The 13,472-nt window shown below is 41.4% G+C and carries 11 protein-coding genes and 2 tRNA genes; 7 read left to right on the top strand and 6 right to left on the bottom strand.

The genetic code is table 11. The annotated features are described in order from the left end of the window. Positions 1 to 12: 12 nt before the first annotated feature. Both HMPREF9010_RS09425 and HMPREF9010_RS09430 read right to left on the bottom strand, forming a co-directional pair. On the bottom strand, positions 13 to 912 hold the full coding sequence (locus HMPREF9010_RS09425) for a DMT family transporter (RefSeq protein WP_004296266.1): 900 nt from the start codon (positions 910 to 912) through the stop codon (positions 13 to 15). A 3-nt stretch (positions 913 to 915) separates the two neighbouring features. After that, positions 916 to 2,166, bottom strand: a complete 1,251-nt coding sequence (locus HMPREF9010_RS09430) for an MFS transporter (RefSeq protein ID WP_004323288.1) — start codon at positions 2,164 to 2,166, stop codon at positions 916 to 918. 661 nt (positions 2,167 to 2,827) lie between these two features. Here HMPREF9010_RS09430 and HMPREF9010_RS09435 point away from each other — a divergent pair. Both HMPREF9010_RS09435 and glsA read left to right on the top strand, forming a co-directional pair. Continuing rightward, on the top strand, positions 2,828 to 4,270 hold the full coding sequence (locus tag HMPREF9010_RS09435) for a glutamate decarboxylase (protein WP_004296269.1): 1,443 nt from the start codon (positions 2,828 to 2,830) through the stop codon (positions 4,268 to 4,270). A gap of 8 nt (positions 4,271 to 4,278) precedes the next feature. Then, positions 4,279 to 5,244 carry a glutaminase A gene (gene glsA / locus HMPREF9010_RS09440; protein WP_008649763.1) on the top strand — a complete coding sequence of 322 codons (966 nt, stop codon included), beginning with the start codon at positions 4,279 to 4,281 and terminating at the stop codon, positions 5,242 to 5,244. Positions 5,245 to 5,654: 410 nt separating this feature from the next. Here the strand turns inward: glsA and HMPREF9010_RS09445 are convergent, their stop codons facing one another. Next, on the bottom strand, positions 5,655 to 6,437 hold the full coding sequence (locus HMPREF9010_RS09445; RefSeq protein ID WP_008649760.1) for a potassium channel family protein: 783 nt from the start codon (positions 6,435 to 6,437) through the stop codon (positions 5,655 to 5,657). A gap of 216 nt (positions 6,438 to 6,653) precedes the next feature. Here HMPREF9010_RS09445 and gadC point away from each other — a divergent pair, with 216 nt between their 5' ends. After that, positions 6,654 to 8,381, top strand: a complete 1,728-nt coding sequence (gene gadC, locus HMPREF9010_RS09450) for a putative glutamine/gamma-aminobutyrate antiporter GadC (RefSeq protein WP_004296275.1) — start codon at positions 6,654 to 6,656, stop codon at positions 8,379 to 8,381. A gap of 231 nt (positions 8,382 to 8,612) precedes the next feature. On the opposite strand, the gene HMPREF9010_RS09455 is transcribed toward gadC, so the two are convergent. Further along, positions 8,613 to 9,881 carry a sensor histidine kinase gene (locus HMPREF9010_RS09455; protein ID WP_008649757.1) on the bottom strand — a complete coding sequence of 423 codons (1,269 nt, stop codon included), beginning with the start codon at positions 9,879 to 9,881 and terminating at the stop codon, positions 8,613 to 8,615. 199 nt (positions 9,882 to 10,080) lie between these two features. Between HMPREF9010_RS09455 and HMPREF9010_RS09460 the strand changes: the two genes are divergently transcribed. The 3 genes from HMPREF9010_RS09460 to HMPREF9010_RS09470 all read left to right on the top strand — a co-directional run bounded on the left by HMPREF9010_RS09460 (position 10,081) and on the right by HMPREF9010_RS09470 (position 11,984). Continuing rightward, a tRNA-Phe gene (locus HMPREF9010_RS09460) sits at positions 10,081 to 10,153 on the top strand. A 13-nt stretch (positions 10,154 to 10,166) separates the two neighbouring features. After that, a tRNA-Pro gene (locus tag HMPREF9010_RS09465) sits at positions 10,167 to 10,239 on the top strand. 107 nt (positions 10,240 to 10,346) lie between these two features. Next, positions 10,347 to 11,984, top strand: coding sequence for an alpha-galactosidase D (locus HMPREF9010_RS09470; RefSeq protein ID WP_004306926.1), 1,638 nt, complete (start codon positions 10,347 to 10,349; stop codon positions 11,982 to 11,984). A gap of 408 nt (positions 11,985 to 12,392) precedes the next feature. Here the strand turns inward: HMPREF9010_RS09470 and HMPREF9010_RS09475 are convergent, their stop codons facing one another. Both HMPREF9010_RS09475 and HMPREF9010_RS25920 read right to left on the bottom strand, forming a co-directional pair. Continuing rightward, positions 12,393 to 12,590, bottom strand: a complete 198-nt coding sequence (locus HMPREF9010_RS09475) for a hypothetical protein (protein ID WP_004323390.1) — start codon at positions 12,588 to 12,590, stop codon at positions 12,393 to 12,395. A 99-nt stretch (positions 12,591 to 12,689) separates the two neighbouring features. Next, entirely contained in the window at positions 12,690 to 13,007 is a 318-nt protein-coding gene (locus tag HMPREF9010_RS25920) for a helix-turn-helix domain-containing protein (RefSeq protein ID WP_232284366.1), read from the bottom strand. Positions 13,008 to 13,176: 169 nt separating this feature from the next. On the opposite strand from HMPREF9010_RS25920, the gene HMPREF9010_RS25915 reads away from it, so the two are divergent. Next, entirely contained in the window at positions 13,177 to 13,428 is a 252-nt protein-coding gene (locus HMPREF9010_RS25915; RefSeq protein ID WP_008649751.1) for a hypothetical protein, read from the top strand. Positions 13,429 to 13,472: the final 44 nt, after the last annotated feature.

The following is a 13,472-nucleotide window of genomic DNA, read 5'->3' as shown; positions in this document are numbered from 1 at the left end:
TGCCTTTTTTCTTTACTTTTCTTTACTTTCGGCCACTTCAACCAGGTAAACTCCAATACAGATAAAAATGATTGCAAATGTCTGCGTCCAGCTAAAACGGTCTTGTCCGAGAGCAAGGGAAGCAATGGTCGCCACAATCAGAATCAGATAACCGTAGATAGCGACGACCGTTGTCTTCAGATATTTCAAACCGACAGGCAGCAGCATATAACTGATAGTGGTTGGGAAAATCAATACGAACATCAGAATAAGGAAAGGCGTCCAATGGAACGGCATGGAGAATACCGGGGCATCAAATCCTGTAATAAACGTGACTATAATGGCAGACACGGCAGCACCGGAAAAGGTATATCGCAACATCGTTATCGCTCCAATGGCCGTGAGGATGCGCTGACTAAGAATCAGATAGACAGCATACACCACAGAACTTAGAAGACAAAGCATATTCCCCGTAAAAGCATCAGAGGCCAAATCATCGCTTTGCTGGGTTAGGATGCAAACCAACGCTCCTATCAGACCGATAGAAATTCCTATTATTTTTTTAGCGCCCGCCTTCTCCTTATAAAAGAATATCATGATAAGAAAAACCCAAATAGGCTGGAGACTGGTAAATATGGAACTGGAGACAGGAGTTGTTTTACTCAATCCGGCCAGATAGAGAAACATAAAGCCGTAAAGTCCCAAAGCCCCCAACAGAAAGAGGAGCCATTTATCTCTGGTTGACGATTTCTCCGGAGGCATAAACCACCCGATCACCCAAAAAGCAGCTGCTGCAAATGTGCAACGGAGCGTGGCTCCTGTCAATGGACTCATCCACAAAGGCAGAAGATACTTTAAGGCATTCATATTTAAACCGCTAAATACTTTCGAGACAGCCATGCTAAGATTGGCTTCCAGTTTCTTATTCTTCATTTTCTATTTTAATTGGTCGTTAAACAAAAAGGTATTACGGCGCCGATATGCCCAGAAAAGAGTAACAATAGTTATCAGAAGATTAAAGATAAAAGGAAACTCCTGTGATTGGGTATGGAATATCCACTGGAAAAAATCGACAATAAAGGGATAAAGCAAGATAGCCAGATAATTCATCATCATCACAAACGCCAAAGCCAATGTGGTCTTTTGCGGCAGTGCGGTCTGGGTGGTCTTATCATAAAGCATAGGTTGAATAATGCCATATCCCAAACCAACCAGGATACATCCGGGAATAATCAGCCATTCGATCGGAGCTATCCAGATTAACAACAATCCCAATGCCATAGACAGGAGGCTGTATGCTTTTGTACGTCCTTTCAGCAGGGCTACAATCTTGTCCAGGCAAAAACCCGGAGCGGTGATGGCCAGAAAGAAAAGCGAAATCATCAATCCGGAATTGCCACTGGAAAAGTGATGCTTTTCCATTAAGAAAGGTAGATTGAAGATCACCACTACCACGATATATGTTATCACGCCATAGAAGAGCATCAACTCTATCAGATGTTTGATGTGAATACCGTACTTGCTGCCTCCTATATCTATGGAAGTAGATTGTTCGGAGGATTCGTTGTCTTTTGTAGTATCTGCAGAAGAAGAAGGTGTAAAAGCGACTTCTCCCGTCCGGTCTTCTTTTAAATGTCCTACCAGCAGAATGGAAATCAATGGGAGGAGATAGACCAGGAAAGGCAGATGCCAGCTGACTTCTGCAAGATAGCCCGTTACGGCAGTTGCTATCACTAATGTGAAATTAGTAATAGCGGAGCTTAATCCGAACTGTTTCACCCGATAGGTTCCTACAAAGTATCTGGAAACCAACCCGGTAGATAAAGGGATAATCAGACCGGAACCGATACCGAGCAAAGCACTTACCACAATTAATTGCCACATTCGATTGGAAATCAGATACAAAATACCGCTCGCGGCAAAAAGCCAGAGTCCGACCTTTAATACACGGACATAATCGACTTTCTCTGTCAGTTTACCACCCAGCAATATAAAAGGAATAATGAGCAGTGATGGCAGCGAAGTCAACATCTGTATGTCCAGATCCGTAGCTTTTGGAAATATCTTCGTAAGATCACCCAATATAGGTGAAACAGCCAGTCCCGGCAATGAAGTCAATGCCGAAATAGACCAGATGGCAATTAAAGTAATAAGAGGAATTGTTCCCCGTCCCGTCTGTATCTTCATAATGCTTATTCGTTAAAAGTTTAGGTTTGAAGAAAACAATAGTTGCTTTATAAAGTTCAAATATGCACCGAAATGAGCCAAATGAACATTTATTGAAACGCAGATTAACGCAGATTTTCGCAGATTATTAGAAGGCTGCGCCATGTTTGAGAACTTTTTTATTCTTTACGAAAATCTGCGTTAATCTGCGTTTCAATACTTATTTGCTAAAATATCAATTGATTCATAACCGTGTGGGAATGAACTAATCTTAGTTCTTCTAAAATTTAATTGGTAATATGCGATGATTTAATATTCATCATACATAAATTTATTCGTCTGACAGTTGTTGAACTTTCGTCTGGCAGTTGTTTCTTTTTCGTCTGACAGTTGTCAGACGAAAGAATAACAGCTGTCAGACGAATAAAATTATGTATCATTAGCCATAAACCCATTAGGCATCAAAAATAAATCTGCACAAGCTCGAAATTAGTTCAAAACTAGTACGATCATAAGCTTTTCCGCTAAATCACAAAAGCTCCGCTTCAATAAGGGCGTCCTCCTCCTTAATAAACGCCAAATAATGTAAAACCGGGAAACTTTCAAACCTATCTGCTGTTGTTGTGGGAAATTCGACGGGGAAAATCCCCATCGCCCTAAACCTTTAAAAAAACAAATTAGTATGGAAGATTTAAATTTCAGAAAAGGTGATGCAAAAACCGATGTATTTGGTTCAGACAGAATGTTACAACCCTCTCCGGTAGAGAAAATACCTGATGGACCTACTACTCCTGAAGTCGCCTATCAAATGGTGAAAGATGAAACATTTGCTCAAACTCAGCCCCGTTTGAATCTGGCTACTTTCGTTACCACTTATATGGACGAATATGCAACCAAGCTGATGAATGAGGCCATCAACATCAACTACATTGATGAAACAGAATATCCGCGTATCGCTGTGATGAACGGTAAATGTATCAACATCGTTGCCAACTTGTGGAACTCTCCTGAAAAAGATACCTGGAAAACAGGTGCTTTGGCTATCGGTTCTTCAGAAGCATGTATGTTGGGTGGTGTAGCTGCCTGGTTGCGTTGGCGTAAGAAAAGACAAGCACAGGGCAAACCATTTGATAAACCAAACTTTGTTATTTCTACAGGTTTCCAGGTTGTTTGGGAAAAGTTTGCACAGTTGTGGCAGATTGAAATGCGTGAAGTGCCTTTGACGCTTGAAAAAACCACTCTTGACCCCGAAGAAGCTTTGAAAATGTGTGATGAAAACACCATCTGTATCGTACCGATTCAAGGTGTTACATGGACTGGACTGAATGATGATGTCGAAGCATTGGATAAAGCTCTGGATGCTTACAATGCCAAGACCGGTTATGACATTCCTATCCACGTAGATGCCGCCAGTGGTGGTTTCATCCTTCCGTTCCTGTATCCGGAAAAGAAATGGGACTTCCGTTTGAAATGGGTACTTTCTATCAGCGTATCCGGCCACAAGTTTGGTTTGGTATATCCGGGACTCGGATGGGTTTGTTGGAAAGGCAAAGAATATCTGCCCGAAGAAATGTCATTCAGCGTCAACTATCTGGGCGCCAACATTACACAGGTAGGTTTGAACTTCTCTCGTCCGGCCGCACAAATTCTGGGACAATATTATCAATTCATCCGCTTAGGATTCCAGGGTTACAAAGAAGTGCAGTACAACTCCCTGCAAATTGCCAAATATATCCATAGTGAAATAGCCAAGATGGTTCCGTTCGTTAACTACTCAGAAGATGTTGTGAACCCGCTATTCATCTGGTATCTGAAACCGGAATATGCAAAGAGCGCCAAATGGACTTTGTATGATTTGCAAGACAAACTGTCTCAACATGGTTGGATGGTTCCTGCTTATACATTGCCTTCTAAACTGGAAGATTATGTAGTGATGCGTGTCGTTGTTCGTCAGGGATTCAGCCGTGACATGGCAGATATGCTTCTGGGCGACATCAACAATGCCATCGCCGAACTGGAAAAACTGGAATATCCAACTCCTACCCGTATGGCTCAAGAAAAGAATCTTCCGGTAGAAGTCAAGATGTTCAACCACGGTGGTCGTCGTAAAACCGTAAAAAAATAAAATGATCTATGGATAAAAAAGTAACACTCGCTCAATTGAAAGAAGTGGTACAGGAGGCATACGATCAGGTAAAGGCCAATACCGGTGGCAAGAATGCCGACTATATTCCTTATCTGGCAAATGTCAACAAGGATCTCTTTGGAATCAGTGTCTGCCTGCTCAACGGGCAGACCATCCATGTGGGAGATACTGACTATCGCTTCGGTATAGAATCCGTATCCAAAGTACATACGGCTATCCTGGCACTGCGTCAATACGGTGCTAAAGAGATTCTGGACAAGATTGGAGCCGACGCAACAGGCTTGCCCTTCAATTCAATCATCGCTATCTTGTTGGAGAACGATCATCCGTCTACCCCACTGGTAAATGCCGGAGCCATCTCTGCCTGCAGTATGGTGCAGCCCATTGGTGACTCTGCCAAGAAATGGGATGCCATCGTAGGAAATGTGACAGACTTATGCGGCAGTGCCCCGCAACTGATTGATGAATTGTACAAGTCGGAATCGGACACCAACTTCAACAACCGTTCTATCGCATGGCTGCTGAAGAATTACAACCGGATTTATGATGACCCGGATCTGTCATTAGACCTTTACACCCGCCAGTGTTCATTGGGAGTTACCGCATTGCAGCTTTCCATCGCAGCCGGTACAATCGCCAACGGTGGTGTGAACCCTGTGACTAAAAAAGATGTTTTTGATGCCGTCCTGGCTCCTAAAATCACTGCCATGATTGCCGCCGTAGGTTTCTACGAACATACCGGCGACTGGATGTACACTTCCGGTATTCCTGCAAAAACAGGTGTAGGTGGCGGTGTGATGGGCGTACTGCCCGGACAGTTCGGTATTGCCGCATTTGCTCCTCCTTTGGATGGTTCGGGCAACTCCGTGAAAGCGCAGTTAGCTATTCAATACATCATGAACAAGCTGGAATTGAATGTATTTAGCAACAACCATATCACCGTTGTTGACTAAAATTCTCTCAATCTCTTTTATAAGAAAGGTAAAGGTTACTATCTATTGATAGTAACCTTTTTCCATTCCCCTTACCCTCTTGATTTCCCGCCAATGTTTCAATACAAACGGCATCATTTTTCAAATGCTACAAATTGAACTTACCCCTGAACAACTCTAGTTATTAAAATGAGATAGCTGTTATTAACCCGGATAAGGTAAAGTTTGATTCATTCAATAACGGTTATAACAGCGTCGTGTCTTATCTCTTCTCAACAAAGATAGAAAGTAATACCTCTTTTCCACCCCTTTTCCTTCGCCGCTTATAAAGAAAAGTAATTATAGTATTAAGAAAAGTAATTCATCTTTGGTTTTCAACACTTTACCGTCATCATCACTTCATCTGTTTTTTCATCTTATCCGCAAGCACATTATGATGTGCTTGCTTTCTGTACGGCTGCTTTTTCTGCCAATTCTTTTTTCTCGGAAGCCTTTTTCTCTAGTTCCTCCTCTTCGTAATATTGTTTTCTACGTTTGTTAGATTGCTGAATCAGATTTGTGATATAAACCGTAAAGATAGGGAACATCATCATACCCAGGGCAGCCAACAAAACGGAAAGTACACGTCCGGTCACCGTCTGCGCTATGATATTCGAACCGACGGTAGTGACATCCATAAAAGCCCACCACAAAGCATCTCCATAACCATTCACCAAGGGATTCACCCGATGCTCAAGCACAAAAAATGCCAGACTGGAAAAATAGACCGTTGCCAACAACATCGTCAGATAAGAGACAAACAAACTCGAAGCACGATTGTAGGTCAACCAGCCGACCACAATGGCAAGCGCATATCCTCCTCTCAATAAAGGTATGAAACGGAGAAGATAGGTGATCTCATCCGAAAATATCCACCCATAATAGGCGATAATATTCTGATAAGGAATCGCCACCAATAAAAAGATAAAATGCGTCCGCAAATAACGTCCCTTATGTTTTGCCAGAAAGAACTCCAATACAAAATCAAAAAGAAACCAAAGACAGATACATAGCTGTACTTTCATATACGAAGACTGTGTATAGAAAGGAATTCCCTTAAAAGTATCTACCGAGATACTAATAACCAGGAATAGGGACATTACTAATATAATAATGTGAAGAATACCATAGATTCCCTTTTTCCCGGAAATAAAATCTGAAAGCGCTGATTTCATAACTACTTAATTTATAATAAAATGATTCATTTATAATTTAGATTGCTTAAAAACAATTGGAGAAAGCGATTGTTTCGGAAGAAGTAAATCCGGGGTTACAATCTCCCATTTCGGGGATGTTAATTAACGAACTTTGAAAGAGATTGCGGAAACATCTCACGCAAAATGTTGTTATAACACTGACTTTAAAATATTTTTCACTTAAAACCTTAACTTATGGCGAATATTAAAAATGCAGTGAAGCTGGGTGTGTTTACCCTGGCTATCATGAATGTTACGGCAGTAGTATCCTTGCGTGGACTACCAGCCGAGGCCGTATATGGAATGAGTTCGGCCTTCTATTATCTTTTTGCAGCTATTGTCTTTCTAATCCCTACATCGCTCGTTGCAGCAGAGTTGGCGGCGATGTTTCAGGATAAGCAGGGTGGTGTGTTCCGGTGGGTAGGCGAAGCCTACGGCAAAAAACTGGGATTCCTCGCCATTTGGGTACAATGGATCGAAAGTACGATCTGGTATCCGACAGTGTTAACGTTTGGTGCCGTATCTATCGCTTTCATCGGAATGAATGACGTACATGACATGTCACTGGCAAACAATAAGTATTATACGCTCGTCGTAGTACTTATCATCTACTGGCTGGCTACTTTCATTTCCCTGAAAGGTATGAGCTGGGTAGGTAAGGTTGCTAAAATCGGTGGTATGGTCGGTACAATTATCCCGGCTGCCCTGTTGATTATCTTAGGAATCATTTATCTGGCAAGCGGCGGACATTCCAATATGGATTTCAACAGCAGCTTCTTCCCCGACTTTACCAACTTTGATAATGTTGTTCTTGCTGCCAGTATCTTCTTGTTTTATGCCGGTATGGAAATGGGTGGTATCCACGTAAAAGACGTAGAGAACCCTTCCAAAAACTATCCGAAAGCCGTATTCATCGGTGCACTTATCACAGTGTTGATCTTCGTTTTGGGTACTTTTGCATTAGGTGTGATTATCCCTGCAAAAGATATCAACCTGACTCAAAGTCTACTCGTCGGCTTCGACAACTATTTCAGATATATTCATGCTTCCTGGTTGTCACCAATCATTGCTGTCGCTCTTGCATTTGGTGTACTGGCAGGTGTATTAACATGGGTTGCCGGTCCGTCAAAAGGTATATTTGCCGTAGGTAAAGCGGGGTATATGCCTCCGTTCTTCCAGAAAACAAACAAACTGGGTGTACAGAAGAATATCCTGTTCGTACAAGGTATCGCTGTTACTGTATTAAGTCTGTTGTTCGTCGTTATGCCGTCCGTACAGAGCTTCTATCAGATTCTGTCACAGCTGACAGTTATTCTTTATCTGATTATGTACTTGTTGATGTTCTCCGGAGCTATCGCATTGCGTTATAAGATGAAGAAACTCAACCGTCCGTTCCGTATCGGTAAGTCAGGTAACGGTTTGATGTGGTTTGTTGGCGGTCTTGGTTTCTGCGGATCATTGCTTGCCTTTATCCTCAGCTTCATCCCGCCCAGCCAGATCTCTACAGGTAGCAACACCGTTTGGTTCTCCGTACTGATTATCGGTGCCATTATCGTTGTTATTGCTCCGTTTATTATCTATGCTTCCAAGAAACCGTCTTGGGTAGATCCAAACTCCAATTTCGAACCGTTCCACTGGGAAGTTCAGGCTCAACCTGCCACTGTCAATGTCAGTGCAAGTAACGCTAATGCTGCCCGTCCTACCGCAACTTCTGCACATACAGGAGGAGCAACCGGGGCAAGTACAGCTAAGCCTGGTGCAACCGTTTCTAATGCAGCAGCTCCTGATGCGGCATCCTCTGGTGCCACCGCTTCCGGTGCTACTCCATCAAGCAGCAGTTCTGCTACATCCGGCGGAAATTCTACTTCCGGCAAAGCATCTCCGGGAACCGGAGACAAAGATAAGGATGCACCTAAGTCGTAAAGACTAAGTGTTCATCCTGTTCACAAAAAAGTAAGAGGCTATTCAAACAGCTTTGAACTTATAAAATTACCCTCACTACAGTGAAGTGCTCCCCTTTAGTCGGTTATAAAACCTTTGGGATGCACTTCACGGTTGTAGTGAGGGTAATTTATTTTAGAGATTTTTGCAGGCCCTCTTATTTAGAAGTATGCCAATCATCATTTAATAGATACAATACCTAGCGATTGGAGATTACTTTATTGCCTGTGACTTTATTAGTTCCGGTTTTATCACCCGTGGCAACACAAAGCTGAAAGTAGATCCCCGGTTAATTTCCGAATCAAGTTCAAGATTTCCACCCAGATTTTGGATGATCGTTTGCGAAAGAGTCAGTCCAAGTCCTGTCCCCTGCATTTCACGATCAAGTTTTATGAAACGTGAGAATATTTTTTTCTGTTCCTCTTTCGGTATGCCAATGCCTGTATCGGACACAACAAAGCAAACCTCTTCCGTTCCTTTCAGGCTGCAACCCAAACGAATTTCACCCGATTCGGTGAATTTCATTGCATTATGTAACAGGTTAGACAATACCTGAATGATACGTTCCCGTTCCGAATACATCATTATAGGTTGTATGTGTGCCTCACAAACCAATTCCACCGACGAGTTATTCAATTTCGTCTTAAAAATTCCCTCCAACTCTCTTAGTAAATCATTGGCATCAAACTCCGTATAAACAAAATCTACTGTTCCCGATTCTATTTGAGAAAGATCGAAAATATCATTCACCAGGCGCAACAAGCGTTCATTATTCTCTGCAATAACATCAGCATACATTTTTCGTTCCTCTTCACTGGAAGCCGATACCATCAAACCGGAAAATCCGACAATTGCATTTAGCGGTGTACGTACCTCGTGACTCATATTAGCAATAAAGGCAGATTTCAATTTATCAGCAGAAATGGAATGTTCTCTTTCAATAGACAGCAGCCTTTGCGCATTTTTCAGCTCCGTCACATCATAAACAGTCAACACCATATAATCTTCACCATGAATATTCAAATAAGTACCCGATACCGATACATCGCAAGGAGTCACTTTCGTTTCATCCTCACTTAATAACTTCATGGAAGCTTCCAGATTTTTAAAACTTGCTTTCTTGTAAAAAGCTTTTCCGATAGACGCACGGATACAACATAGTTTGCATTGTTCATGCTGACCACATTCACCGGCTGCAATCGCATTTCTACAATGCAGCAAATCCCCGACTCTTTTGGTAACTCCACCTACCTGAATCGGAAAACGGTTTAAAGAATAATAATTGGTGTCACAAACCACAAAATCCTTGTCAATCAATAAGAAGTAAGCATTGATGTTCTGCAAAACCAGAGCCAACTTTTTAAGTTCATTCTCTTTGTTTTCCTTCGAATGCACCTCTTTCTGGAGTGAGTGGCACTTTGCCCACATATAGATGAAGGCAGCTAACAAAACTATTATAACAATAATCGCCAGTGATGACATAGTAATAGAGTGTTTATATTGTTTTGATCGTTTCAGTGCGTAAATTTATAAAATATGTCGCATAAATAGCTGTTTATCTACATATTTATTCTAACAAAAATGCATTTATATTTCCACGAGTCAGAAATTGGTAAAAATTTCCCTTTAAGTTATTGCGGTATTAAAAAATATACTTATCTTTGCACCCGCAAACGAGAAAGGTGCCATAGCTCAGTTGGTAGAGCAAAGGACTGAAAATCCTTGTGTCCCCGGTTCGATTCCTGGTGGCACCACTTCTTAAGCAATCGGAATGTAGCGCAGTTGGTAGCGCACTACGTTCGGGACGTAGGGGTCGGGCGTTCGAGTCGCCTCATTCCGACAAAGCAAAGGGTAACTTTCTGGAGTACAGCAAGTTACCCTTTATCTTTATTTAGTTACCGGGACGAAATCGGGACGGCTATACAAAAAACACTAACCCATTATATCATGAAAAACAGAATTTATCTCTTTACAGTAGCAGTAGCTTCTTTTATGTGCATCAGTTGTACAAAGACTCAAACTACCCTCTCCGAGAATGAAAAGACAGTCAATCCTCCCATCATGGGATGGAGTTCATGGAATGCATTTCGCGTAGACATCAGCGAAGACATCATCAAGCATCAAGCCGACCTGATGGTAAAAAAAGGTCTGAAAGATGCCGGATATCATTATGTCAATGTTGATGACGGCTATTTCGGAAAGCGCGATGACAACGGAATTATGCATACCCACGAACAACGTTTCCCGAATGGGATGAAACCGATTGCGGATTACGTTCACGGCCTGGGAATGAAAGCCGGTCTCTATACCGATGCGGGCAACAGTACATGTGGCTCCATGTGGGACAATGATGCAGCAGGCGTAGGAGCTGGTATCTATGGACACGAACCGCAAGACGCCCAATTATACTTTGGCGACTGGGGTTTCGACTTTATCAAAATTGATTACTGCGGAGGAGATGCGCTGGGACTTAATGAAAAGGAACGCTACACTTCCATCCGGAACAGTATAGACAAAGTAAACAAAGATGTTTCCATCAATATTTGCCGATGGGCCTTCCCGGGCACTTGGGCTAAAGATGCAGCAACTTCCTGGCGTATCAGTGGAGATATTAATGCACATTGGGGATCATTAAGATATGTAGTCGGAAAGAATCTCTACCTGTCGGCTTATGCCGGAAACGGACATTATAATGACATGGATATGATGGTCATCGGATTCCGCAACGACAGTAAAGTAGGTGGACAAGGTCTTACTCCGACAGAAGAAGAAGCTCATTTCGGTTTGTGGTGTATCATGAGCTCTCCTTTGCTTATCGGATGCAATCTGGAAAACATGCCGGATTCTTCGCTCGAACTGCTGACAAATAAAGAACTGATCGCCCTCAACCAAGATCCGCTGGGCTTACAGGCTTATGTAGCTCAACATGAAAATGAAGGTTATGTACTCGTAAAAGATATTGAACAGAAACGTGGGAATGTACGTGCAGTAGCTCTTTACAATCCTTCCGATACCATCTGTAGTTTTTCCGTGCCGTTCTCTTCACTGGAATTTGGAGGAAACGTAAAAGTACGTGATCTGGTAAAACATAGCGATTTAGGAAACTTCTCCGGTACCTTCGAACAAACGCTTCCTGCACACAGTGCCATGTTCCTCCGCATAGAAGGCGAAACACGTCTGGAACCGACCCTCTACGAAGCGGAATGGGCTTACCTACCTCTTTTCAATGACCTTGGCAAAAATCCTAAAGGTATTATTTATGCCCATGATAAGGAAGCCTCCGGCAAAATGAAAGTAGGTTTCCTTGGCGGACAACCTGAAAACTATGCCGAATGGCGGGAAGTATATAGCGAAAATGGCGGACGCTATGATATGACCATCCATTATTTATATGGCAAAGGACGACAAATAGAACTGGACGTAAACGGTATCATTACCAAAATCGACTCTTTGGGAGAGGATAACGGTCATAACCAAATCACAGTTCCCGTTGAATTAAAAGCCGGATACAACACTATTCGCATGGGTAATAGTTATAACTGGGCACCGGACATCGACTGCTTCACTCTGACAAAAGCATTGTAATAGCAATTATAAAAAAAGCCAGGAAAGTCCCTAAAAAGAAAAATTACCCTTACTACAACATAAAGAACTGCGCTCCTCAAGTTTTCTGTCTAACTTTTGGGGCGCAGGTCAACCGTAGTAAAGATTATATTATAATATCAAGGCCTTTTCGGCCTCTTTTTATTTTATAAAATTATCTTTGGGAGATAACCTTTTGAATAAAAGGCTTTAAGCGAGATTTTTCAGCGTTCGAGGTAACGATTCGGCAACCGTGCGTATTTCTGCGTTTTGCGCTGTATTTCCTCAAATAACTCACTGCAAATCTACAAATTATTTCTCACAAACCAATACATATTTTTTTCCTTTTTTTATTTGATATACCTTTCTTTCATTCAGGGAATAGATAAGGCAACACTTTTGCAGGAAATACTACCCGGAGCGTAGCGCAGGTGTGGAGATTTCCTGTAAAACCCGTAGGGCTTGGTGTTTCCGTTCTATTCCCTGTGTGTATTTTTGTATCTCAAATGAATAAAGGATTACTTTGGCACTTTGCATTTCTTCGTTTGTGTTTTCTTGTGAAGATTCAGACAATAAGCTGAATAACTCCGTCTTTACTAATTCATTCATAAGCATAATTTTTTGATGATTAATATTGATTGTCAGACCGAAGTCCTGTTTTATGCTGAATGATTTTTTATTTATGTGTTTTATCGTTCTTACTACTTTTTATAATTCTGATGGGGGGTTGTTTGCTAAATTCTTAGCTTCTTTTACAAAATGAGAAAAATCAGTATAGCCCAATTCGTCATATAAATCATAACTACCTTTGGCTCTATAGTTTTTCAATGCTGTTTTGAAGCGTAGAGCTTTAAAGCATTGTTTAGGCGATACTCCTAATACTTCTTTGAAATATCTGTTGAGAGTAGGATTTGATACTCCGACCTCTTTGCTTACAACATTTAGCTTGTAATCATGGCTATTATTAATGTAGTAAATTGCTTTTGTTACAGCTTTAAGCTTAAAGTCAGAACTAAAGATTTTCATATTACTTAAAAGCCAATTCTCTACAAACAGAACCCGCCCATCAAAAGAGGTTTTCAATTTTAGTTCGTCTATTATTTTTTGGGCACTTAGACGATACTGACACCGTATAACAAAAAGTTATAGCTCGGAGAATCCGGGCTTTTTTTATAAACAATTAAAATTAAAGATTATGGAAAAGAAAGAAGAACTTTTAGAAAGACTAGTGAATGAATTTGCAGCGTACAATAGATTAACTGCTGTTAGAATTGCAAAAGAGAATTTAGATTGTTGGGGGAAAACTAATGAAGAAATGGCGAAAGAGATGAAATCTTCATCAGAAAGAATCCTTAAATGGGGGTATTCAACCGATGAAGATTTTCCTCTTGACCCGCCAAGAATAACAACTGTAAAAATTACATCATGCTCAAAAAACTTAGGTTGAGTAATGTTTCCTTATTAAAAACATAATATACCACAATATAGTAC

Origin of the sequence: Bacteroides sp. 3_1_23, from assembly GCF_000162555.1 — a bacterium.
In the GTDB taxonomy this organism is placed as follows: domain Bacteria; phylum Bacteroidota; class Bacteroidia; order Bacteroidales; family Bacteroidaceae; genus Bacteroides; species Bacteroides ovatus.
The sequence above is the reverse complement of the archived record's forward strand: the minus strand, read 5'-3'. Positions and strand labels throughout refer to the sequence as shown.